The organism is Streptomyces sp. NPDC001920 (assembly GCF_053594495.1).
Map to the genome: position 1 here is coordinate 257,779 of NZ_JBSFEP010000001.1, position 23,130 is coordinate 280,908.

Below are 23,130 nucleotides of genomic sequence, written 5' to 3' on the forward strand. Positions count from 1 at the left end.
AGTAAATCCTTAACGGGTTGGCAACGGTGCCATCCGTTCTCTAAGTGAAGGCAGGGGCGGCCACCGGCAGGGACCCGGCGACACTCCCGTCCAAAAGCGCCGAATCACCCATCTCGCTGAGTGCGAGCGCGAGGGCGCCGAGCACCTCCGCGCGACCACCAAGTGCCCCGGGAAGAACGGATAGTTGACGCGCCGCACTGGGAATGGCGTAGCGGCCGACGGACTCCCGGATCGGCCCGAGGACCAGCTCACCGGCCTCGGCGAGATCACCGCCGAGGACCACGCGGCTCGGGTTCAGAAGATTGCAGAGGTTGGCGACTCCACTGCCGATATGGCGGCCGACGTCGGCGATCACCCGACGGCAGCCCGGATCCCCGTCCCTGGCCAGCCGTACGACGCCCTCCATGGTGAGGTCGGTGCCGTGGCTGGACTGGAGCAGCGGGAGCACATAGCGGGCGGCCGCGAAGGTCTCCAGGCAGCCCCGGTTTCCGCAGCGGCAGACCGGGCCGGATTCATCAAGGGTAATATGCCCGATTTCTCCCGCTGTGCCGCCCGGCCCCCGGTAGATCTTGCCGCTGATCACCAGACCGGCCCCCACACCGCTCGCGACCTTGATGTACGCCAGGTCCCGCACCCCTCGGCCACTGCCCCAGACCAGCTCACCCAGGGCGCCCAGGTTGGCGTCGTTGTCCACGTGCACGGGTACCCCGAGCCGGTCGCGCAGCTCCTCGGCGGGCTTGGTTCCGGTCCAGCCGGGCAGGATCGCGGTCGAACCGAGGGTGCCGGACTCGACGTCGATCGGTCCGGGTACGCCGAGCCCCACCCCGGCGATCTTCGACCGATCGACGCCCGTGGCCGCGATGAGGCGGTTGACCAGCTCTTCGGCCCGGTCGAACCCCTGGGTCGAGGAGGCGTCGACATCGAGCGGTTCGGACTCCTCGGCGAGCACCTGGTGGGCGAGGTTCCCGACCGCGACACGCAGGTGCGTATGGCCGAAGTCGACCCCTATGACGATGCCGGCGTCACCGCTGAGCGAGACGCTGCGGGCCCGGCGGCCACCCGCCGATGTGGGCGTGACCTCGACCGTTCCGCCGTCCTTGAGTTCCCGGACGATGTTCGAGACCGTCGCCGCGGACAGACCCGTGGTCCTGGCGATCTCCGCCTGGGTGAGCGATCCGGCCAGCCTGACGGCACGGACGACCCGCTCCAGGTTGGCTCGGTGCAGCGATGACTGCGACCCCGGAGTCTCCACGACGACCTCCTGCGCGCGGGACCGCATCGACGAGGCCCCGTTCGTGTCCAACTAGTGAACTCTAAGCTGAGCCGTTCGGGTTGCCTCCCGTCAAGAGGTTGAACCGGATCCGGGAGTGTGTACGCGCACACGTGAGCCGCCCCTGAGTGGGGCGGCTCACGTTGGACGTGGAGTGACATGCTCCTTACGCAGGGCCCAACAGACAGCGTTTACTTCAGCGCACCGGCCGTCAGGCCCGCCTGCACCTGCCGCTGGAAGATGAAGTAGACGACGAGCACCGGCAGCATCGCGATCATCATGCCGGCCATCAGCGCGCCCCAGTCGTTCTCGTAGCCCTGCTGGAGGGCGATCATCGCCAGGCCCTGGGTGAGGACGTACTTGTCCTCGTCCTGGTTGAGCACCATCGGCAGCAGGTACTGGTTCCACTGCCCCAGGAAGTTGAAGATGCCGATGCTGATCAGGCCCGGCTTTGCCATCGGGAGCATCACCTGGAAGAACGTTCGCGTGTGCGAGGCGCCGTCGATCAGCGCGGCCTCCGCGACCGACGTCGGCAGGGTGCGGAAGAACGCGGTCATGAAGAAGACCGTGAACGGCAGCGAATAGGCGATGTAGACGAGGATCAGCCCGTGGTACGTCGCCAGCAGCGGGCTGCCCGGGAAGTCCCGCAGCACGAAGAACAGCGGAATGACCAGCATGAAGACGGGGAAGGACATGCCGGCCACGAACATGAAGTAGATGAACCGGTTGCCGGGGAAGGTGAAGCGCGCCAGCACGTAGGCGGCCATCGAACCCAGCACCATCGTGCCGACCACCGAACCGCCCACCACGATGGCGGTGTTCAGGAAGTACTGGCCCATGTTCGCCTTGTTCCAGGCGTTGGCCCAGTTCTCGAAGTGCAGCGTGGCCGGCAGCCCCCACGGGTCGGACAGGATGCCGTTGCTGGTCTTGAAGGAGCTCCACAGCACCCACAGCAGCGGCACGCCCACCATCAGCGCCCACAGGACGAGCATGCCGTGCGAGAAGACATGCAGGACCCCGCCCTCGGAGGTGCGGCCGTCAGCCGGGCCGAAGCTCCTGGCGACCCCCGGACGGTCCGCCTCGGCCGCCTTGGTCACCGTGCCGGTGTTGGTGTCGGTCGTCATCGCCCCGTACCCCTAGAACTCGATCCGCTCACGCCGCGCGAAGCGCAGGGTGAGCACTGCGAACGTCATGGTGACGATGAGCATCGCGACGCCCATCGCGGACGCGTACCCGAACTGGCTGTCGCGGAAGGCCGTCAGGTACAGGCGCAGCGGCATGACGTCCGTGGCGCCGTCGGGGCCGCCCATGTTGACCGACATGATCTGCACCAGGGCGAAGCCGTCCAGGGCGATGATGCCCATGTACACCCACCCGGTCTGCACGGTGTCCCACAGCAGCGGCAGGGTGATCCGGAAGAAGGTGGGGAAGCGGCCCGCGCCGTCCAGCAGGGCCGCCTCGTAGATGTCCCGGGGGATGGACGCCATCGCCGCCGAGAACAGCACGACGTAGAAGCCCACGTGGGACCAGATCATCACCGCCATGATGCACATCAGGGCGAGGCTCTTCTCCCCCAGCCAGGCGTTCTGCCAGCCGTCCAGGCCGACCGCGCCGAGCAGGGAGTTGAGCATGCCGTCCTGCGGGTCCGGGTTGTAGATGTTGAACCAGATGACGGCGATGATGGTGATGGAGATGACCTGCGGGAAGAAGAAGACGAACCGGTAGAACTTCGAACCCGCCACCCCGGTGATGACTTCGTTCTTACGGCGCTTTCCGCCGACGTTGAGCATGAAGGCGAAGAACAGACCGAGCGCGAGTGTCACGAGCGGCACCGCGATCAGCATGTAGACGTTGTGCCACAGCGCGTTCCAGAAGTCCTCGTTGTTCCAGAGCTTTTCGAAGTTCTCAAAACCGACGAACTTCGCGGTTCCCACAAGGCCGGACCAGTCGGTCATCGAGATCTGGAACGCCTGGACGAACGGCGAGATCACGAAGATCGCGTAGACGATCACGGGCAGGGCCAGGAAGCCCACGATGAATCGGTATTTGCCGTGTTGCATGGTGTGCTTCCCGGCCCTTCCCCTCGGTGATTGCCCGGCCTACTTCTCGCGCTTGAACTTCTTCACGGAGTCGTCCTTCGCCACGGCGTCGGCGTATTCCTGGGTCTTCTTGATCCAGTCGGCCGCCTTCAGTTCACCGGTGAGCAGCTGCCCGGTCAGGCCGCCGATCTTCTCGTCCGTCAACGACGGGTACCACTCCTGGAGCTGGAGGCTGATGATGTTGTCGCCGGCGTCCTTGAACGCCTTGCTCGCCGAGGCGAGGCCCGGCGAGAGAGTCATGCCCTCGGTGGCGTCGACGACACAGGTCAGCGACTTGACCTTGGTGGCGAAGTTCTGGGCGTGCTTCTTGGAGAGCATGATGCGCAGCAGCTCCATGCCGCCGGCCGGGTTCTTGCCCTTGGCGGCCACGATGTACGGCTCACTGGGCTCGGCGCGCAGGGTGCCGTGCGGCATCTTGTCACCGGACCCGTCGAACAGGGCCCCGACGGACATCCGGAAGTCCTTGGGCGTGGTCGGTGCGGCCTCGTTCTCCACCCAGGAGCCGTTGGGGATGAAGACGGCCTTGCCCTTGTTCCAGGCGGTCTGCGACTGAACGTGCGTCAGGCCCTGGCTGCCCTCCAGGAAGTACCCCTTGGCGGCCAGCTCCTCGTAGTGCCCGACGACCTGCTTCACCGCGTCGTTACCGGTCCAGGCGTTCGGCTCCAGGTTGTCGATGGCGATCCAGGCGTCCATGCCGCCGATCTTGGCGATCTGGGCGAAGAGGTTGAAATGGACGTAGTACGGATACTTTCCGGCGTACGTCCAGGGAGCGATGCCCTTCTTCTTGATCTCACCGCACAGCTTGACCATGTCGTCGAGCGACGTGGGGTACTCCCAGCCGTTGTCGTCGAGGACCTTCTGCGAGTACCAGGTGCCGTAGATGGTGAAGGCGTAGTAGAGCACGTCGAAGGTGTCGCCGTGCTTGCCCTTCTCGATGGTGCTCGGGTGGATGACGTCCGAGATCTTCTTGCTCGCGTCGTCCAAGGAGGGTGCGTCGAGCAGCGCCTGCAGGTCCTGCAGCTGGCCCTGCGTGGACAGCTTGTTCATGTCGAGGTGGTCGGCGCCGGAGTTGTCGATGACGTCCGGCGGGTTGCCGCCCGCGAAGCGCGGGGTGAGCTTGGGGCCGACCTGCTGGGTGCCGGTGTGCTTGACCTCGGCCTTGTACTTCGCCTTGTAGTCGGCCTCCGCGTCCTTGGCGTACTGGTCACCGAGGCCGCCCTTGAAGATGAACGCCTCCAGCGCGGCGCCCTCCTTGACACCGAGCGGGTTGGTGGCGGACTTCGCACCACCCGGCGCCTTGCTCGCCTCGCCGTCGCCGCCCCCGCCGGTGGCACAGGCCGACAGGAAGCTCATCGTCGGGACGGAGACCAGACCGAGCGCGACGGACCGCCTGATCAGGTCGCGGCGTCCCACACCCGGGGCGCCGGCGTTCTCCGAGCCGTCGGTCTCGGTGTTCTCGGTGTTCTCGGCGGAAGTGGATCCCATGCTCAAGTCCTCGCCTTCTCCAGGACTCAGGCGGTGAACCGGATCCTCCCCGGCACCGCGATCGGGTCGAGCTGGTCGTGCAGGCTGGGTCGTGCAGGAAGTGCGGATCGTGTGAATCGCCGACAGGTATAGTCCACTTCCCGCCAACGGATCAAGATCGAATGCAAGGTTGGCCGGTGGTCTTTTCCGAGTTGAGACCTGCCGGAAATACCAGCGGCCTGTGTGTTCCTTGGCGGAAAATTCCCCGTCATCGGCCCCGAATGCCACACCCAACACCCTTGACATGACTGAGCACTTGGGCCACAACTGATCCTTGCGCATCGAAGTTGACAACGTTGTCCCGTGCGCAGGGAGGGTACCCCTTGAAGCAGCAGAGAGCTCGGCACAGATGGCATGAAAGGGCGGTCGTGTCGGCGGCCGCCTTCGCTCTGGCGGTGAGCGCGCAGGGCGCCGCGGTGGCCCTGCCGGACGCTCCCGCGGCGGCCGACCACGAGTTCGCCTCCTCCTTCGAGGCGGACGACCCGGCACCCGACTGGCTCAATACCGTCGACACCGGACCGGACGGCGACAAGCGTGCCTCCGGCGTCGACGGCGGCTACAGCAGCGGCATACCGGGCAACGTGACCGACCGTGTCACCGACGTCCGGGCGAACGGCGAGAACACCGGCGGCGCAGAGGTGAAGGAGAACCTCGTCGACGGGGAGCCGAGCAGCAAGTGGCTGGTCTTCGAACCCACCGGGTGGGTGGAGTTCGACATGGACAAGCCGGTGCGGGTCCTCAGGTACGCGCTCACTTCCGCCAACGACCACGCCGAGCGCGACCCGCGGGACTGGACCCTGAAGGGCTCCACCGACGGCAAGGACTGGAAGACCCTGGACTCCCGCTCCGGCGAGACCTTCACCGAACGGTTTTGGACAAAGACGTACGACCTCCCGGAGCCGGCCGAGTACCGGCACTTCCGGCTGGAGGTCACCAGGAACAACGGCGCCTCGGGCATCCTCCAGCTCGCCGACGTCCAGTTCTCGGCCGGGGGCTCCGAGGGGCCGGTCCCCCAGGACATGCTGTCCCTCGTCGACCGCGGCCCCAGCGGCTCGCCCACCGCGAAGGCGGGCGCCGGGTTCACCGGCAAGCGGGCCCTCAGGTACGCCGGACGGCACACAGCAGACGGGCGGGCGTACTCGTACAACAAGGTCTACGACGTGAACGTGGCGGTCGGCCGCGACACCCGGCTGTCCTACCGCGTCTTCCCGTCGATGGCCGACGGCGACCGCGACTACGCCGCCACGAACGTCTCCGTCGACCTCGCCTTCACCGACGGCACCCGGCTGAGCGAGCTCGGCGCCACCGACCAGCACGGCTTCCCGCTCTCCCCGCGCGGGCAGGGCGCGGCCAAGGTGCTGTACGTCAACCAGTGGAACCACGTGGCGTCGCGGATCGGGTCGGTCGCGGCGGGCAGGACCGTCGACCGGATCCTCGTGGCCTACGACTCCCCCGAGGGCCCGGCGAAGTTCCGCGGCTGGCTGGACGACGTCACCCTGCGGCGCGCGGCGCCCGAGAAGCCCAAGGCGCATCCCTCCGACTACGCGCTCACCACCCGCGGCACCCTCTCCAGCGGCGGCTTCTCCCGTGGCAACACCTTCCCCGCGACCGCCGTCCCGCACGGCTTCAACTTCTGGACGCCGGTGACCAACGCGGGCTCGCTGAGCTGGCTGTACGACTACGCACGCGCGAACAACGCCGACAACCTGCCGACGATCCAGGCGTTCAGCGCCAGCCACGAGCCCAGTCCCTGGATGGGCGACCGGCAGACCTTCCAGGTGATGCCGTCGGCCGCCCCCGGCACCCCGGACCTGGGGCGTGAGGCCCGTGAGCTGGCCTTCCGGCACGAGAACGAGACCGCGCGGCCGTACTACTACGGGGTGCGGTTCGAGAACGGGCTGAAGGCGGAGATGACACCGACCGACCACGCGGCGGTGCTGCGCTTCACCTACCCGGGCGACGACGCGAGCGTCCTCTTCGACAACGTCACCGACCAGGCGGGGCTCACCCTCGACGAGGAGAACGGAGTCGTCACCGGTTACTCGGACGTGAAGTCCGGGCTGTCGACGGGCGCCACCCGGCTCTTCGTGTACGGCGTGTTCGACAAGCCCGTGACCCAGGGCTCCGCCAGTGGGGTGAAGGGGCACCTGCGCTTCGACGCGGGTGACGACCGGACCGTCACGCTGCGCCTGGCCACCTCGCTCATCGGCATCGACCAGGCGAAGGACAACCTGCGCCAGGAGATCCCCGAGGGCACCTCCTTCGAGGCGGTGAAGGCACGCGCCCAGCGCCAGTGGGACCGGCTGCTGGGCAAGGTCGAGGTGGAGGGCGCGACGCCGGACCAGCTGACCACGCTGTACTCCAGCCTGTACCGGCTGTACCTGTACCCGAACTCCGGCTTCGAGAAGGTGGGGTCGGGGTACCGGTACGCGTCGCCGTTCTCGCCGATGCCGGGCCCCGACACGCCGACACACACCGGCGCGAAGATCGTCGACGGCAAGGTCTACGTCAACAACGGGTTCTGGGACACCTACCGGACCACCTGGCCGGCGTACTCGCTGCTGACCCCGCGGCAGGCGGGCGAGATGGCCGACGGCTTCGTGCAGCAGTACAAGGACGGCGGCTGGACCTCCCGCTGGTCCTCACCCGGCTACGCGGACCTGATGACCGGCACCTCCTCGGACGTCGCCTTCGCGGACGCCTACGTCAAGGGCGTCGACTTCGACGCGAGGTCGGCGTACGACGCGGCCGTGAAGAACGCGACCGTGGTGCCCCCCTCGTCGGGCGTGGGCCGCAAGGGCATGGCGACCTCGCCCTTCCTCGGCTACACCGGCACCGAGACCCACGAGGGCCTGTCCTGGGCGCTGGAGGGCTACCTCAACGACTACGGCATCGCGCGGATGGGCCGGGCGCTGTACCGGAAGACCGGCGACAAGCGGTACGAGGAGGAGTCGGAGTACTTCCTCGACCGCGCCCGGGACTACGTGAACCTCTTCGACGCCGAGGCGGGCTTCTTCCAGGGCCGCGACGCGAAGGGCGACTGGCGCGTCGAGTCCTCGAAGTACGACCCGCGCGTGTGGGGCTATGACTACACGGAGACCAACGGCTGGGGTTACGCGTTCACCGCCCCACAGGACAGCCGGGGTCTGGCCAACCTCTACGGGGGCCGCGACGGCCTCGCCGACAAGCTCGACGAGTATTTCGCCACCCCCGAGACGGCCTCGCCCGACTTCGTCGGCTCCTACGGCGGTGTCATCCACGAGATGACCGAGGCGCGGGACGTCCGCATGGGCATGTACGGCCACTCCAACCAGGTGGCCCACCACGCGATCTACATGTACGACGCGGCCGGGCAGCCCTGGAAGGCGCAGAGACACGTCCGTGAGGTGCTGTCGCGGCTGTACGTGGGCAGCGAGATCGGGCAGGGCTACCACGGCGACGAGGACAACGGCGAGCAGTCGGCCTGGTTCCTGTTCTCCGCGCTGGGCTTCTACCCGCTGGTGATGGGCAGCGGCGAGTACGCCATCGGCTCGCCCCTGTTCACCAAGGCGACGGTCCGGCTGGAGAACGGCCGGGAACTGGTCGTCAAGGCGCCGAAGAACAGCGCCCGCAATGTGTACGTCCAGGGCCTGAAGGTCAACGGCGTGACGTGGAGGTCGACTTCCCTCCCCCACTCGCTGATCGCGAAGGGCGGCGTCCTGGAGTTCGACATGGGGCCGCGGCCCTCCTCGTGGGGCACCGGCAGGCACGCGGCGCCCGTGTCGATCACCCAGGACGACGAGGTGCCGCGGCCGCGGGCGGACGTCCTGAAGGGCGACGGGGCGCTGTTCGACGACACGTCGGCGACCCAGGCGAGCGTCACCTCGGTGGACCTGCCGGTGACCGGGGGCACCAGGGCCGTGCAGTACACCCTCACCTCGTCGTCGGACCGGACGAAGGCGCCGACCGGGTGGAAGGTGCAGGGGTCGAGGGACGGCACCACGTGGCGCACCCTCGACGAGCGCTCCGGGCAGTCCTTCTCCTGGGACCGGCAGACACGCGCGTTCACCGTGGGGTCCCCGGGTACGTACCGGAAGTACCGCCTGGTGTTCGACGGCGAGGCGGTGGTCTCGGAAGTCGAACTGCTCGCCTGAGCACACGTGTTGGGGGTTCCATGCAGGGTGTCGATCCGGCCTGGCTGCCGGACGAGGCGTTCCGGCCGATCGGCACCCGGCGGACACTGATCCGCGGCTCGGGTCCGCTGGTGGACACGGTGCGCGCGGAGGTGGCGAGGTCCTGTGCGCGCTTCGGGGGCCGCGTCGAGCACGACGCGGCCCCCGGTCCGTTCGACCTGGTGCTGGAGCTGACCGGCGAGGGCTCCTCGGAGGGGTTCACCCACGAGCGGCAGGGCGGTCGTACGACGGTGACCGCCCAGGGCCGACGAGGGCTGCTGTACGGCCTGTTCCACGTCGTACGTCTCGGAGAGGCCGCGTTCCGCGGCGAGCACGGACGGGAACGGCACGGACCGGCGTCGGCACTGCGCATGCTCGACCACTGGGACAACGTGGCCGTGCACCCGGTCATGGGCCAGGTGGAGCGCGGGTACGCGGGCGGCTCGCTGTTCTGGGAGGACGGGCGGGCGCGGGGTGATCTGACCCGGGTGCGGGCGTACGGCCGGCTCCTGGCGGCGTGCGGGATCAACGCGCTGTGTGTGAACAACGTCAACGTGCACAGGGCGGAGGCGCGTCTGCTGACCGACCGGATCGGTGATGTGGCCGACCTCGCGGACGCGTTGCGACCGTACGGCGTCCGCACCCATCTGTCGGTCACGTTCGCCGCCCCGATGCTGCTCGGCGGGCTGCCCACCGCCGATCCGCTGGACGGGGCGGTGCGGGCGTGGTGGGCCGAGGCGACCGCGCGGGTTCACGACGCGATCCCGGACTTCGGCGGGTATGTGGTGAAGGCCGACTCGGAGGGGCAGCCGGGCCCGTTCGCGTACGGGCGCAGCCACGCGGACGGTGCGAACATGCTGGCCGCCGCGCTGGAGCCGTACGGCGGCACGGTGCACTGGCGGGCGTTCGTCTACGACCACCGCCAGGACTGGCGGGACCGGACGACGGACCGGGCGCGGGCCGCGTACGACCACTTCGCGCCACTGGACGGGGAGTTCGCCGGCAACGCCGTGCTCCAGGTGAAGCACGGGCCCATGGACTTCCAGGTGCGCGAGCCGGTCTCACCGCTGATCGGCGCGATGCCGCGCACCCGGCTGGCCGTGGAGGTGCAGGCCACGCAGGAGTACACCGGGCAGCAGCGCCATGTGTGCTGGCTGGGGCCGATGTGGAGCGAGGTGCTGCGGTTCCGGGCCGACGGGGAGTCGCCCGTCGGGGAGCTGGCGGGTGGCGGTCTGGTCGCCGTGTCCAATGTCGGAGACGACCCGTTCTGGACGGGGCATCCACTGGCCCAGGCGAACCTGTACACGTTCGGGCGGCTGGCCTGGCAGCCGGACGCCGATCCGTACGAGGTCCTCGACGAATGGATCCGGCTCACCTTCGGCCATGGTCCGGCGGCCGGGCTGCGCGCGATCCTCGACGGCTCGTGGCGGACGTACGAGAAGTACACCGCGCCGCTCGGGGTGGGCTGGATGGTGCAGCCCGGTCATCACTACGGACCGAGCGTGGACGGCTACGAGTACAGCCCCTGGGGCACCTACCACTTCGCCGATCGCGACGGCGTCGGCGTCGACCGCAGCGTGGCGACCGGCACCGGGTACGCGGGGCAGTACGCCAAGCCCTGGGCCGAGCTGTACGAGTCGCCGGAGACCTGCCCCGACGAGCTGCTGCTGTTCTTCCACCACGTGTCGTACGGGCACATGCTCCGCAGCGGCAAGACGGTGATCCAGCACATCTACGACACGCACTTCGAGGGCGTCGCGGAGGTGGCGGAGGCCCGGCGGACCTGGGACTCGCTGGCCGGGCTGGTGGAGCCGGCGCGCCACGCACGGGTGGCGGAGCTGTTCGAGGAGCAGCTCCGCAGTGCCCGTGAGTGGCGGGATCAGATCAACAGCTACTTCTTCCGTAAGTCCGGTGTGGCCGACGCACATGGGCGGCGCATCCACTGACAACCGCGCCCCTTGATGTGCGGGACCGCCGTGCCCAGCCGGTCGAGCGGCTGGGGGCTCGTCTGCTCTGCCAGGTGCTCGGCGCGGTCACGCGGTGAAGTCCTTCCGGGTCTCGGCGAGGACCGGGCGGCTGCTGTGCAGCAGGGAGAGCAGCAGCGGGGCGGCCAGCAGGGCGGGCAGGGCCTCGGTCAGCAGTGCGGTGGTCGCGGCCACCAGCAGGAGCAGGGAGGCGGCGCCGAGGGTGGCGCGCAGGTGCCGGGCCAGGAAGTACGCGGCGAGGCGGGCGGTGTCGCGGGCGCGGAACGTGAACAAGGAGGTCAGAACCAGCGCGTGGGCGCCCCAGAGCAGGGAGCCGGCGCCGATCGCCCCGAGCGCTCCCGCCCACCAGCCCGGCAGGCCGGTGGCGGAGAAGTGCGTGAGCGTGAAGGCGATCACGGTCAGCCAGGCGAGCAGGGGTGTCCACAGCTTCAGCGCGGCGAGGGCGTTGAGCCGCCAGCCTCGCGCGTAGGTGCGTGCCGGGTGCAGGTCCGTGAGGTCGTTGCTGCGGTGGTGGAGCGCGTACAGGGCGGCGGACAGCGCCGGGCCCAGTGGCAGCAGGCATACGGCGGCCAGCGGCAGGGCGGCGGGGTCGGGCCCTAGCAGGAACAGGCCGACGAGTCCGGGTGCGGCGGCCAGGAGCAGCAGGGCCTCGACCGTCACCAGGGTGTGGATCAGGGCGGCGGCGCGGGAGAGGGCTCCCGCGCCGAAGTCGGCCGTGGGTACGCCGCCGCTCACCCGTTCTCCTTCTTGAAGCGTTCGTACGCCTTGTTGTGCAGGTCGACGAGCCGGTCCATGTTCTTGGCCTTCAACTCGGCCAGATAGGCGTCCCATTCGGACATCGGGCGCTTGCCGAGGACGAACTTGAGGGTGTTCTGGATGGCGTGGTCCTTGAGCGGTGTCTCCCACAGGGTCGCCTGTTCCTGCTCCATCGACTGCAGCGGGTGGGCGGGGTCGACGGGCAGCTGTTCGCGCTGGGCCATGGCGTCCTGGAACTTCTTCTCGTCCGGGCTGAAGTTGGAGGAGACCAGGGCCCAGCTGCCGCCGTAGGCGAAGACGCCGTTGAAGAAGCCGTAGTCCTTCTGGAGGTCTTTCGGGGCGTCCGGGTCGGAGCCCATGAGCGAGATACCGGGCCTCAGCTCGTAGGTGTCGCCGGACTCGGTGTAGGTGACGCCCTGGACGCCCCACTTGCACAACTTCTGGCCCTCCTCGGAGTACCAGAGCCAGTCCACGAACTGCATCATCGCGACGAAGCTGTCGCTCTCCAGGGCCTTGCTGGAGATCATGATGCCGTTCTCCAAACGGGCCCCGCCGATGAGTACCGGGCCCGCCGGGCCGAGCGGCACCGGCACCATCTCGATCTGTGCGCCCTTGACCTGCTTCTGCAGGTTGTAGCGGTAGTTCTGCACCAGTTCCTGCGGGTTGGCGCTGATGGCGTAGGACTTCTCGGCGAGCAGCTTCTGCACCGCCTGGTCGTCCTGCTGGGTGAAGCTCTCGGGGTCCAGCAGCTTCTCGGCGACGAGCTTCCTCAGGTACTCGATCATCTGCCGGTAGCGGTCCTGGGCGGCGGTGAAGACGAACTGCCGCGCCTCGGTGTCGAAGCTGATGTTGTCGTACCCCCAGCCCGCCCTGACCCCGAACGCCTGGCCGAGATAGCCGAACAGGGCCCCGCACGGGAAGGGGGTGTTGGTGCTCCAGCGGTCGGTCCAGGGGTACTTGTCGGGATACTCGGCCTTGAGGGCCTTCAGGACGTCGTACACCTCGTCCCAGCTGGTGGGAAGGGACAGGCCGTGCTTGTCGAGGACGTCCGTGCGCAGGGACAGCGAGTAGGTGGACTTGGGCTTCTCGTGCAGACCGGGCAGCAGGTAGTACTTGCCGTCGGACTGGCGTATGGAGTCGAGTTCCGGTTCAAGCCTCCATCTGTTCACCTTGTCCTGGAAGTTGGGCATGAGGTGTACGTAGTCGCTGACCGGGAGGATCGCTCCGGACGACACGAAGGCGACCTCGGAGGGGTGGTAGGTCTTGGGGATCAGGAAGGGGGCGTCGCCCGCGCCGATGAGGACGCTGCGCTTCTTCTCGTAGTCGGCGAGGGGTACATCGACCGGCTCGAGCGTGATTTTGGTGCGCTTGGTGACCTCCTTCCAGAACAGCCAGCTGTTCTTCATCGGGTACACGGGGTTGTTGTTGTGCAGCAGCGAGAAGGAGAGCGGCCGTGCGGCCTTGAACTGCCGGCCGGCGCGGTACTCGTTCATCGCGCCCTTCCGCTTCTTCGACAGGTCCTTGGCGTCCGGGCCGTCGTCGCCGCTGCCGCAACCGGTGAGGGTCGCCAGACCGATGAGACCGGCGGCGCCGAGGACCTGACGCCGCGACAGCTGTCCCGTGTTCTTCACAGTTGCTCCCTTGTTAGCCCTTGACGGCGCCGAGCATCACGCCCGAGACGAAGTAGCGCTGGACGAACGGGTACACACAGAGGATCGGCAGAGCGGTGAGCACGATGGTGACCGCCTGGATGTTCGCCCCGACCTGGCTGAGCTGTTCCGTGCCGGCACCGGCGTTGGAGCCGCCGGTGGCGCCCTGGATGAGGTTGCGCAGGTAGACGGTGACCGGCATCAGATCGGTCCGGTCCATGTAGAGGAAGGCACTGAACCAGGAGTTCCAGAAGGACACCGAGTAGAAGAGCACCATGGTCGCGACGACGGCCTTGGACAGCGGCAGCACGATCCGCAGCAGGATGCCGTAGGTGCTCAGACCGTCGATCTGCGCGGCCTCCTCCAGTTCGGTCGGCAGGCTCTCGAAGAAGGCCTTCATCACCAGCAGGTTGAAGACGCTGATCGCGTTGGGCAGCGCGATCGCCCAGACGCTGTTCTTCAGGCCGAGGCTGGTGATCAGGACGTAGTTCGGGATCAGCCCGCCGGTGAAGAACATGGTGAACACGGCGACGCCGACGAGCACGGAGCGGCCCTTGAGGTGCTTCTTGGACAGGACGTAGGCGTAACAGGTCGTCAGCACCATGGCGACCGCGGTCGCCACGACCGTGTAGAGCACGGTGTTGCCGTAGTTGCGCCAGAACATGGAGTCCTGGAACACGATCTTGTACGTGGTGAGGTCGAACCCTTTGGGCCACAGGGTCACTTCACCGGCCCTGATCTGGCGCTCCCCGCTGAAGGACCGGGCGACGATGTTGACGAAGGGATACAGGGTCACGGCCACGACGACCGTGAGGATCACTGCGTTGACGCCCTGGAAGACCCGGTGGGAACGGCTCGGCTTCACCACAGGCTGGTCCCCACCGTGCGGCGCGAGAGCTGGTTGGCGGAGGTGATCAGGACCAGGCCGATGATCGCCTCGAACAGGCCGATGGCGGCGGCGTAGCTGAAGCTGTTGGACTCCACACCGGTCCGGTAGACGTATGTGGAGATCACGTCGGAGGTCTGGTAGGTCAGCGGGTTGTACAGCAGCAGGACCTTCTCGAAGCCGACGGCCATGAACGTGCCCACGTTGAGGATCAGCAGTGTGATCATGGTGGGCCGGATGCCGGGCAGTGTGACGTGCCAGATCTGCCGCCAGCGGCCCGCGCCGTCGATGCGGGCGGCCTCGTACAGTTCGTCGTCGATGGTGGTGAGCGCGGCGAGGTAGAGGATCGTGCCCCAGCCGGCGGTCTGCCAGATCTCCGAGCCGAAGTAGACGGTGCGGAACCACTCGGGTTCCTGGATGAAGCGGATCGGGTCGTGCCCGAACCAGCCGAGGACGTGGTTGACCGGTCCGTCCGTGGCGAGCATCTGCAGGGTGATGCCCGCGACGATCACGATCGACAGGAAGTGCGGAAGGTACGACACCGACTGCACGAACCGTTTCAGCGCCCTTTGGCGCACCTCGTTCAGCAGCAGCGCCAGCACGATCGGGATCGGGAAGCAGAAGACGAGCGTGAGTCCGCCGAGCCACAGCGTGTTGCGGAACACCTGCCAGAAGGTGGGGTCGCTGAGGAACATCTCGACATAGCGCAGCCCCACCCACTGCTCTCCGAAGAGGGAGCCGCCCGGCTCGAAGCGCCTGAAGGCGATGACGTTGCCGAGCATCGGCAGATAGCGGAAGACCAGGAAGAACAGCAGCGGCAGTAAGGCCAGCGAGTACAGCTGCCAGTCCCGGCGCAGCGCCCGCCGCAGACCAGTGCGGGTCGGATGACGTCGGCGGCGGGGCGGTGCCTTCGCCGGCGGAGGCTCCTGTGTGCCGGGCGGTAAAGCCGACGTGGTGGAGGTGCTCATACGGTGGCCTCCCGGTTGGCACCGAAAGTTTCGGGATCGTACCGGCAACTTTGCGGCGAGGTTATGGGTGGGTGTAATGGCTGTCAATGGTGCTGACGGGGAAGGGGAGTGAGGATTGCCCGTAATCAAGCGAACCGAACGACCCGAAACATTCTGCTGAGCCAACGCAACTATCGGAGGTGATGTCGTGCCCGTGCTCGACCTGCCCTGGGAAGACCTGAAGCGCTATCGCCCGGATCCCCTGGAGCCGGCCGACTTCGACGAGTTCTGGCACGACACCCTCAAGGGGGCGGCACAGACCGGGGTGTTGGTGTCGGTACACCCGGTGGCGACCGGCCTGCGGCTGACCGAGACCTTTGACGTGACCTTCCGGGGCTTCGGCGGCGATCCGGTGCGTGCCTGGTACAGCAGACCGGCCGGGGCGGACGATCCGCTGCCGGCCGTCGTCGAGTACGTCGGGTACGGTCGCGGCCGCGGCCTCCCCCACGAGCGGCTGACCTGGGTGAACGCCGGGTACGCCCATCTTGTGATGGACAACAGGGGCCAGGGTGACCAGTACGGCAACGGCGGCGCCACCCCCGACCCGTACGCCACGGCCCCGGGCGGCCCGGGCCCGGCGGTGCGCGGCCTGCTGTCCCCGCGGGACTACCACTACCGTCGGCTCGTCACGGACGCGGTCCGGGCGGTCTCGGCGGTACGCACGCTGCCGGGCGTGGACGGCTCCCGGGTCGCCGCCGTCGGCAACAGCCAGGGCGGCGGGCTCGCCCTGGCCGTCGCGGGTCTGGTCCCCGACCTCGCGGCGCTGCTGGTCACCGCCCCGTTCCTGTGCGGTATCAGGCGCGCGCTGGACCTCACCGACGCGTCACCGTACGGCGAGATCACCGCGTATCTCTCCGTGCACCGGGGCGCCGAGCGGGCCGCGTACGACACGCTCTCCTACCTGGAGGGGGTCTCCTTCGCGCGGCGCGCGCACGCCCCGGCCCACTTCGGAGTCGGCCTGCGTGACACGGTGTGCCCGCCGAGCGGGGCGTACGGCGCCTTCAACCGCTATGCGGAGCTGTCGGGCGCCGATCCGCGCAAGGAGATCCACGCCTATCCGTTCAACGGTCACGAAGGCGGCGAGGCGGTGCATGTGCGCCGCCAACTCGACTGGCTGAAGGCGGTGCCGGGCTTTTCGTGAGCGGGGCCGCCATCACGCCTTCCCGGCCGCCACCTCCACGGAGAGGTCGTTGTCGACCGTGTAGTAGGGACGCACGGCGAATCCGGCCACCGCGGCACGCGGGTAGACGAAGATCTCCTTGCGGTCGGCCATGTCGTCCAGCAGACGGCCGAGCCGGATCGGGGCAGCGCCCGCAGCGCCCGCATCGGGCCGCGGCTGGACGGACAGGTCCCAGACACGGCTTGCGGCGCCGTGGCCGGCGGTGAGCTCCCCGTAGGCCACGGTGAAGGAGAACGCCCGGCCGTCGCTCGCGGCCTGCGGCTCCAGCGCCCGTACGACGCCGTCCCCGCCCCGCAGGCGCAGCCGTACGGTGGCTCCGTCGTCGAGTGTGGCGCCGTGCAGCCGGGCCCTGACCGTCATCGACCGGTCCGTGACATCGACGCGCTCGACCTCGGCGTGGGCGGTGCGCAGCCAGGCCCGCAGCGCGAGGTAGCCGTCCTTGGTGGTGTACGGAATCCGCACGGCCACCGGTGACGACCGGTCACGTGCCTGTCCGCCGACGAGGGCCCGCAGATCACGCAGACCGGGGCGGACGCGCTGCCGTCGCGCTCCGGACTCACCGGACTCACCGGACTCACCGGCTTCTCCCGGTTCGGCCAGGACGTACACGTCCCATCGCCCCTCGGCGAGTGCGGGATCCGGCTCCAGGACGGCACGCAGGCTGCCGTCGTCCACGGGATCCAGATCGAGGGTGTGCACGACCTTCTCCGGTTGCCCCTTCTTGGGGCGCAGCCGCAGCAGCAACCGGGACGAGCGGAAGTCGACGGCCGCGGGTGGGCGAAGGGAGAAGGTGATCCGGCCGTCCGTGTCGATGGTGCAGTCGGCACGCAGCTGCGTGTCACGCGAGGCGCCGGGGTCTGTCGTCATGGCCGTCCCTTTCGTACGGTGCGCAGCGCGCGGGAGGCCGCGGCGTGTGCGGTGTCGCGCGCGGCGAGGCCCTGGCTGATCAGGAGGTTGCGCATGCGGCCGGGTTCGGGTGCCACCCGTCGCCCGGACCTGCGGGCCGCCATCGCCTCGTCGAGCAGCCGTTCGGCCCGTTCCACGACCGGGGCCGGGGCGAACCGGCGCGCGTTCTCCATGGCCGTACGACCCATGTGCCGGCGACGCTCGTCGTCGCGGACGAGGTCCAGCAGCGCGGCGCCGAGCGCGTCGCGGTCGCCGACCGGCACCAGTCGGCCGTCGACGCCGTCCTCGATGATCTCGCCGGGTCCGTACGGGCAGTCGGTGCTCACGACCGGCAGCCCGCAGCGCATCGCCTCCACGATGGTCATGCCGAACGCCTCGAAGTCCGACGCGGCCACCCCGATGGAACCCTTGACCCACTCCGCCTCCATGGGCGAGGCCGCGCCCATCAGGAGGACGTTCTCGCACAGGTTGAGGCGCTGGATGAGCTCCTGGAGCCGGGCGTGCTCGTCTCCCTTGCCGTAGATGCGCAGGTGCCAGTCCGGACGTTCGGCGGCCACCCGGGCGAACGCCTCGATGAGCAGGTCGTACCGCTTCACCGGGCCGAGCCGGCCCGCCGCGACCACCACCTTCGCGGTGCCGTCCGCCGGGGGCAGCACCGGATCGGGGACGCTGTTGGGCAGTGCCGCCACCCGTACGCCCGGCAGCCGCATCCTGCGCTGGTAGGCGGTGGCGTCCGCCTGCGTGACGGTGGTGAGCACGTCGAGCCGGCGGTAGGCCCGGCGCAGCGCGGTGCGCAGCGCGGGCGGATGGTTGTCGAGGGAGAGGTGCTCCTGCCCGACCCGCACGACATGGTCCGGCGCCTGGAGCGCGAGGTGCACATTGAGTCCCGGCCGGGTGCCGATGACGACGTCGGCGTCGGTCGCCGCCAGGTACGCGCCGATCCGCTCGTCGGTCAGCTCGCTGTACTGGTGATGGCGGTACTCGGCGTCGGGGAACACTCTCGCCGGTCTCAGGTGCAGGGGATGTTCCTTCTCGTGCCGCAGATCCACCAACGGCCGCAAGGCAACCTTCGGGTCCAGGGCGAGATTGGGACGTTCCCGGTGCCGCAACGCGGAGACGATCTCCACCTCGTGCCGCTCGGCGAGCGCCTGGGCCAGATTGAACGTGGTGGTGATCGTGCCTCCGATCCCGTAGGCGTTGTGCAGCAGGAAAGAGATCTTCATGGCGAGCTAGACCGTGTCTTCTCCCCTTCGGTTGCCCGCTGTTATCAGTTTGTTCTCCTGTCAAACACTTCTTCGAACGCCGCACGGCGAGGGGCCCGATGGGCGACGGCTCACGCCCACCGGACCTGTGCGCGGCGGAGGTTCAGCCCACCCGGCAGGGCAGGATCGTCGTACTGTCGCCGCCGGAGCCGGAGACGACGTAGCCGAAGGTCGCTTTCTGACCGGGACTCAGGGAGCCGTTCCAGTTGGCGTTGTGGACCATCACGGCTTGGCCGTTGTAGGTCGCGTTGCCACTCCAGAGGCTCTCCACCTTCTGACCTGCGGGGAGCGTCCAGTCGACCATCCAGCCGAGCATCGGGACGTCACCGGTGTTGGTGACGGTGACCTCCGACTGGTAGCCGCCGTTCCAACTGCCGGTCGTGCGGCGGGTGGCGGAGCACTCGCCGGGCACCGGGTCGGTCGGGGTGCCGGGTTCCTTGATGCCGGTGACCTCGCCGTTGCCGCCGTCGAAGACGACGTCGGAGCAGGAGTAGAAGGTTTCCTGACTGTCGGAGCGCTGCCAGACCATGTAGATGATGTGGCGGCCCGACTTGTTGTCAGGGAGCTTTCCTTTCCAGGAGTAGTTGGCCTCGACCGTGCCCGGGGAGCCGTTGAGCGGCGGGTGGTCGACGGAGAGGAAGGGCCGCTCCTCCATGTCGTTCCAGGTGAGGGTCTTGGTCGGGTCGAAGCCGTCCTTCGTGATGTACACGTAGAACCAACCCGGATGCGCGGCCCAGGCGTTGTAGGAGAAGTCGACCGTGGCACCCGACGTGAGGTGGGTGAGCGGCCAGTCCTTGCTGGGTGTGTTGAAGCCGGTGAAGTTGGTGTTGCCGCCGCTGCACAGCTCGCCGTCGGGCACGAAGCCGCGGGTGCGGCCGGCGCCGTCGGAGCGGAGCACCGAGAACCAGTTGTAGAACGGCGTGGTGCCGCTGACCTGCTGGGCGGCCCGGCAGGCAGGGTTGACCGGCTTGATCTCACCGGTGTCGGTGAGGCCGTCCTGCCAGCACAGGAAGGTGCGGCTGCCCGGTTTCATGGGGGTCCCGTGGGCCTCCGCCTCACCCCCGGTGCTCATGACGAGGGCGACCGCCGGGATCGTCGCGAGCAGGGAGACCAGGACGAGGAAGAGGGCTCTGGCGCGAGTGGGGAGAGTCAACCGACGAGCCGAAGGTGCGCTCGGCTCCACTTTTGTCAGGATCATGACAGTCGAGTCCGTTCCTTCAGGTACGGCCGTGCGGATGCGTGTGAGGTCATACCGAAGCACGCCATGACGGGCGCGCGAGTGAGGACAGGCGGGGGCGGGAGCGACCCGGGGCGGGTTCCGGTCCACCCATATGGGAGCGCTCCCACCACCGCCTGTTCCGGAAAGTAGCGCCATGTGGCGCAGTTGTAAACGCCTGACGCGCGACAGGCGTACACAGCCGGCTGCGGGTCGGTGAGCGCGGGGGTGAGCCCTGGAGCTTCTCGCCGGGGCACGGCGAAGGGCCGCACCCCCTCGCCGGGGATGCGGCCCTTCGCGGCGTCTGCCGCCCTGCCGTAGCGCCTACTTGCGGATCAGGCTGCGCAGGACGTACTGCATGATGCCGCCGTTGCGGTAGTAGTCGGCCTCACCGGGGGTGTCGATGCGGACGACCGCGTCGAACTCGACGCCCGTGTCGGTGGTGACCTTCACCGTGCTCGGGGTGGTGCCCTCGTTCAGCTCGGTGATGCCCGTGATGGAGAAGGTCTCCTCGCCGGTCAGGCCGAGCGAGTCGGCCGACTGGCCGGCCGGGAACTGCAGCGGCAGGACGCCCATGCCGATGAGGTTCGAGCGGTGGATGCGCTCGTACGACTCGGTGATGACGGCCTTGACGCCGAGCAGGGCCGTGCCCTTGGCCGCCCAGTCACGGGACGAGCCGGAGCCGTACTCCTTGCCGCCCAGGATGACCAGCGGGGTGCCGGCGGCCTGGTAGTTCTGCGAGGCGTCGTAGATGAAGGAGACCGGGCCGCCCTCCTGCGTGAAGTCGCGCGTGTAGCCGCCCTCGGTGCCCGGCGCGATCTGGTTGCGCAGGCGGATGTTGGCGAACGTACCGCGGATCATGACCTCGTGGTTGCCTCGGCGGGAGCCGTAGGAGTTGAAGTCACGACGCTCCACACCGTGCTCGGTGAGGTACTTGCCGGCCGGGGTGTCGGCCTTGATGGCGCCGGCGGGCGAGATGTGGTCGGTGGTCACCGAGTCGCCCAGCTTGGCGAGGACGCGGGCGCCGGTGATGTCCGAGACCGGGGTGGTCTCCATGGTCATGCCCTCGAAGTACGGGGGCTTGCGGACGTACGTCGACTCGGCGTCCCACTCGAAGGTGTTGCCCGTCGGGACCGGCAGGGCCTGCCACTGGGCGTCGCCCGCGAAGACGTCGGAGTAGGACTTGGAGAACATGTCCTCGCCGATGGCGTTCGCCACGACGTCGTTGACCTCGGCCTCGGAGGGCCAGATGTCCTTCAGGAAGACCGGGTTGCCGTCCTGGTCGGTGCCCAGGGCGTCCTTGGTGATGTCCACCTTCATGGAGCCCGCGATGGCGTACGCGACGACCAGCGGCGGGGAGGCCAGGTAGTTCATCTTGACGTCGGGGTTGATACGGCCCTCGAAGTTCCGGTTGCCGGAGAGGACCGAGGTGACCGCGAGGTCGTGGTCGTTGACGGCCTTGGAGACCTCCTCCGGCAGCGGGCCGGAGTTGCCGATGCAGGTGGTGCAGCCGTAGCCGACGAGGTTGAAGCCGACCTTGTCGAGGTACGGGGTCAGGCCCGCCTTGTCGAAGTAGTCGGTGACGACCTTCGAACCCGGGGCGAGGGTGGTCTTGACCCACGGCTTGCGGGTCAGGCCCTTCTCGACCGCCTTCTTGGCCACCAGCGCGGCGGCGACCATGACGTACGGGTTGGAGGTGTTGGTGCAGGAGGTGATGGCGGCGACCGTCACGGCACCGTGGTCGATCTCGTACGTCGAGCCGTCGGGGGCGGTCACGGTGACCGGGTTGGACGGGACGGCGGCACCGGTGCCGTCGGCGTGCTGCGGGGCGCCGGCGCCGTTCTCCTGGCTGCCGTAGGCGGGCGCGTCGGAGGCCGGGAAGGACTCGGCGCTCGCCTCGTCGACCGGGGAGGCCGCGGCGGCCGGCGTCTGCGCGATCGGGGCCTCGACGTAGTTGAGGACGTCCTTCGCGAACTGCTGGGCGGCCTCGGCGAGGACGATGCGGTCCTGCGGGCGCTTGGGGCCGGCGATGGAGGGCACGACCGTCGACAGGTCGAGCTCCAGCTTCTCGGAGAAGTCCGGCTCGGCAGCCGGGTCCAGCCAGAGGCCCTGCTCCTTGGCGTACGCCTCGACCAGCGCGAGCTGCTGCTCGGAACGGCCGGTGAGCTTGAGGTACTTGATCGTCTCGTCGTCGATCGGGAAGATCGCGGCGGTCGAGCCGAACTCCGGCGACATGTTGCCGATGGTGGCGCGGTTGGCGAGCGAGGTGGCGGCCACGCCCTCACCGTAGAACTCGACGAACTTGCCGACGACACCGTGCTTGCGGAGCATCTCGGTGATGGTCAGCACCAGGTCGGTGGCGGTGGTGCCGGGCTTGAGCTCACCGGTGAGCTTGAAGCCGACGACGCGCGGGATGAGCATCGAGACCGGCTGGCCGAGCATCGCGGCCTCGGCCTCGATGCCGCCGACGCCCCAGCCGAGGACGCCGAGGCCGTTGACCATGGTGGTGTGCGAGTCGGTGCCGACGAGGGTGTCGGGGTATGCCTGGCCGTTACGGACCATGACCGTGCGCGCCAGGTGCTCGATGTTCACCTGGTGGACGATGCCGGTGCCGGGGGGTACGACCTTGAAGTCGTCGAAGGCGGTCTGGCCCCAGCGCAGGAACTGGTAGCGCTCCTTGTTGCGGCCGTACTCCAGCTCGACGTTCTGCGCGAAGGCGTCGTGGGTGCCGAACTTGTCGGCGATGACGGAGTGGTCGATGACCAGCTCGGCCGGGGAGAGCGGGTTGACCTTCGCCGGGTCGCCGCCGAGCTCCTTGACGGCCTCACGCATGGTGGCGAGGTCGACGACACAGGGCACACCGGTGAAGTCCTGCATGATCACGCGGGCCGGCGTGAACTGGATCTCCTGCGACGGCTGGGCCTGCGAGTCCCAGCTGCCGAGGGCGCGGATGTGGTCGGCGGTGATGTTCGCGCCGTCCTCGGTGCGGAGGAGGTTCTCCAGCAGCACCTTCAGGCTGTAGGGGAGGCGCGCGGAGCCCTCGACCTTGTCCAGCCGGAAGATCTCGTACGACTCGTCGCCCACCTGCAGCGTGCTGCGGGCGTCGAAGCTGTTCGCCGACACGACAGTCTCCTTCATTTTTGTGCGCTTACCACCGCATCCTGCCGCCACGCCGTCTTGGCCGATCCGCTAAGGTAAGGCTAAGTTAGGCATGCCTTACTGCCAGACCCAGCGAGAGC

15 protein-coding genes are annotated in these 23,130 nt (G+C 68.4%); 3 read left to right on the top strand and 12 right to left on the bottom strand.

Annotated elements, in window-relative coordinates:
* Window positions 1-40: 40 nt before the first annotated feature.
* The 4 genes from ACWCPI_RS01120 to ngcE all read right to left on the bottom strand — a co-directional run bounded on the left by ACWCPI_RS01120 (window position 41) and on the right by ngcE (window position 4,854).
* Entirely contained in the window at window positions 41-1,252 is a 1,212-nt protein-coding gene (locus ACWCPI_RS01120) for an ROK family transcriptional regulator (protein ID WP_451036349.1), read from the bottom strand.
* Between the two features lie 209 nt (window positions 1,253-1,461).
* Window positions 1,462-2,394, bottom strand: a complete 933-nt coding sequence (locus ACWCPI_RS01125) for a carbohydrate ABC transporter permease (RefSeq protein WP_451036100.1) — start codon at window positions 2,392-2,394, stop codon at window positions 1,462-1,464.
* A 12-nt stretch (window positions 2,395-2,406) separates the two neighbouring features.
* Entirely contained in the window at window positions 2,407-3,330 is a 924-nt protein-coding gene (locus ACWCPI_RS01130) for a carbohydrate ABC transporter permease (RefSeq protein ID WP_451036101.1), read from the bottom strand.
* Between the two features lie 39 nt (window positions 3,331-3,369).
* The gene (ngcE, locus tag ACWCPI_RS01135; RefSeq protein WP_451036102.1) at window positions 3,370-4,854 is read right to left on the bottom strand and encodes an N-acetylglucosamine/diacetylchitobiose ABC transporter substrate-binding protein; all 1,485 of its coding nucleotides are present in this window, start codon (window positions 4,852-4,854) and stop codon (window positions 3,370-3,372) included.
* 428 nt (window positions 4,855-5,282) lie between these two features.
* Here ngcE and ACWCPI_RS01140 point away from each other — a divergent pair, with 428 nt between their 5' ends.
* Together ACWCPI_RS01140 and ACWCPI_RS01145 are read left to right on the top strand one after the other, a co-directional pair.
* Window positions 5,283-9,026, top strand: coding sequence for a GH92 family glycosyl hydrolase (locus ACWCPI_RS01140; protein ID WP_451036350.1), 3,744 nt, complete (start codon window positions 5,283-5,285; stop codon window positions 9,024-9,026).
* A gap of 20 nt (window positions 9,027-9,046) precedes the next feature.
* The gene (locus ACWCPI_RS01145) at window positions 9,047-10,990 is read left to right on the top strand and encodes an alpha-glucuronidase (protein WP_451036103.1); all 1,944 of its coding nucleotides are present in this window, start codon (window positions 9,047-9,049) and stop codon (window positions 10,988-10,990) included.
* Between the two features lie 87 nt (window positions 10,991-11,077).
* Here ACWCPI_RS01145 and ACWCPI_RS01150 read toward each other — a convergent pair whose 3' ends face one another.
* From ACWCPI_RS01150 to ACWCPI_RS01165, 4 genes are read right to left on the bottom strand one after another with little or no spacing between them, the layout of a single operon-like run.
* Window positions 11,078-11,764, bottom strand: a complete 687-nt coding sequence (locus ACWCPI_RS01150) for a hypothetical protein (protein WP_451036104.1) — start codon at window positions 11,762-11,764, stop codon at window positions 11,078-11,080.
* Window positions 11,761-13,416 carry an ABC transporter substrate-binding protein gene (locus ACWCPI_RS01155; protein WP_451036105.1) on the bottom strand — a complete coding sequence of 552 codons (1,656 nt, stop codon included), beginning with the start codon at window positions 13,414-13,416 and terminating at the stop codon, window positions 11,761-11,763. Before ACWCPI_RS01155 ends, ACWCPI_RS01150 begins: the two co-directional genes overlap by 4 nt.
* 13 nt (window positions 13,417-13,429) lie before the next feature.
* A complete protein-coding gene (locus ACWCPI_RS01160) occupies window positions 13,430-14,302 on the bottom strand; it encodes a carbohydrate ABC transporter permease (RefSeq protein WP_451036106.1) in 873 nt (290 codons plus the stop codon).
* Window positions 14,296-15,288: an ABC transporter permease gene (locus ACWCPI_RS01165; RefSeq protein ID WP_451036107.1), complete on the bottom strand. Its 993-nt coding sequence runs from the start codon at window positions 15,286-15,288 to the stop codon at window positions 14,296-14,298. Before ACWCPI_RS01165 ends, ACWCPI_RS01160 begins: the two co-directional genes overlap by 7 nt.
* Window positions 15,289-15,475: 187 nt before the next feature.
* On the opposite strand from ACWCPI_RS01165, the gene ACWCPI_RS01170 reads away from it, so the two are divergent.
* Window positions 15,476-16,468 (top strand): acetylxylan esterase, encoded by a 993-nt coding sequence (locus ACWCPI_RS01170; protein WP_451036108.1) that lies wholly within the window; start codon window positions 15,476-15,478, stop codon window positions 16,466-16,468.
* Window positions 16,469-16,480: 12 nt separating this feature from the next.
* Here ACWCPI_RS01170 and ACWCPI_RS01175 read toward each other — a convergent pair whose 3' ends face one another.
* From ACWCPI_RS01175 to ACWCPI_RS01190, 4 genes are all read right to left on the bottom strand, one after another.
* Window positions 16,481-17,374, bottom strand: a complete 894-nt coding sequence (locus ACWCPI_RS01175; RefSeq protein ID WP_451036109.1) for a transferase — start codon at window positions 17,372-17,374, stop codon at window positions 16,481-16,483.
* Window positions 17,371-18,636, bottom strand: a complete 1,266-nt coding sequence (locus ACWCPI_RS01180) for a glycosyltransferase family 4 protein (protein ID WP_451036110.1) — start codon at window positions 18,634-18,636, stop codon at window positions 17,371-17,373. The genes ACWCPI_RS01175 and ACWCPI_RS01180 overlap by 4 nt, the downstream gene beginning before the upstream one ends.
* 142 nt (window positions 18,637-18,778) lie before the next feature.
* Window positions 18,779-19,873: a lytic polysaccharide monooxygenase auxiliary activity family 9 protein gene (locus ACWCPI_RS01185; protein WP_451036111.1), complete on the bottom strand. Its 1,095-nt coding sequence runs from the start codon at window positions 19,871-19,873 to the stop codon at window positions 18,779-18,781.
* Between the two features lie 342 nt (window positions 19,874-20,215).
* Window positions 20,216-23,029 carry an aconitate hydratase gene (locus tag ACWCPI_RS01190; protein WP_451036112.1) on the bottom strand — a complete coding sequence of 938 codons (2,814 nt, stop codon included), beginning with the start codon at window positions 23,027-23,029 and terminating at the stop codon, window positions 20,216-20,218.
* Window positions 23,030-23,130 lie beyond the last annotated feature (101 nt).

Coding starts and splice junctions, on each gene's coding strand:
- ACWCPI_RS01145 (WP_451036103.1), top strand. CDS start 9,047: ATGCAGGGTGTCGATCCGGCCTGGCTGCCGGACGAGGCGTTCCGGCCG.
- ngcE (WP_451036102.1), bottom strand. CDS start 4,854: ATGGGATCCACTTCCGCCGAGAACACCGAGAACACCGAGACCGACGGC.
- ACWCPI_RS01185 (WP_451036111.1), bottom strand. CDS start 19,873: ATGATCCTGACAAAAGTGGAGCCGAGCGCACCTTCGGCTCGTCGGTTG.
- ACWCPI_RS01165 (WP_451036107.1), bottom strand. CDS start 15,288: ATGAGCACCTCCACCACGTCGGCTTTACCGCCCGGCACACAGGAGCCT.
- ACWCPI_RS01130 (WP_451036101.1), bottom strand. CDS start 3,330: ATGCAACACGGCAAATACCGATTCATCGTGGGCTTCCTGGCCCTGCCC.
- ACWCPI_RS01175 (WP_451036109.1), bottom strand. CDS start 17,374: ATGACGACAGACCCCGGCGCCTCGCGTGACACGCAGCTGCGTGCCGAC.
- ACWCPI_RS01190 (WP_451036112.1), bottom strand. CDS start 23,029: ATGAAGGAGACTGTCGTGTCGGCGAACAGCTTCGACGCCCGCAGCACG.
- ACWCPI_RS01125 (WP_451036100.1), bottom strand. CDS start 2,394: ATGACGACCGACACCAACACCGGCACGGTGACCAAGGCGGCCGAGGCG.
- ACWCPI_RS01180 (WP_451036110.1), bottom strand. CDS start 18,636: ATGAAGATCTCTTTCCTGCTGCACAACGCCTACGGGATCGGAGGCACG.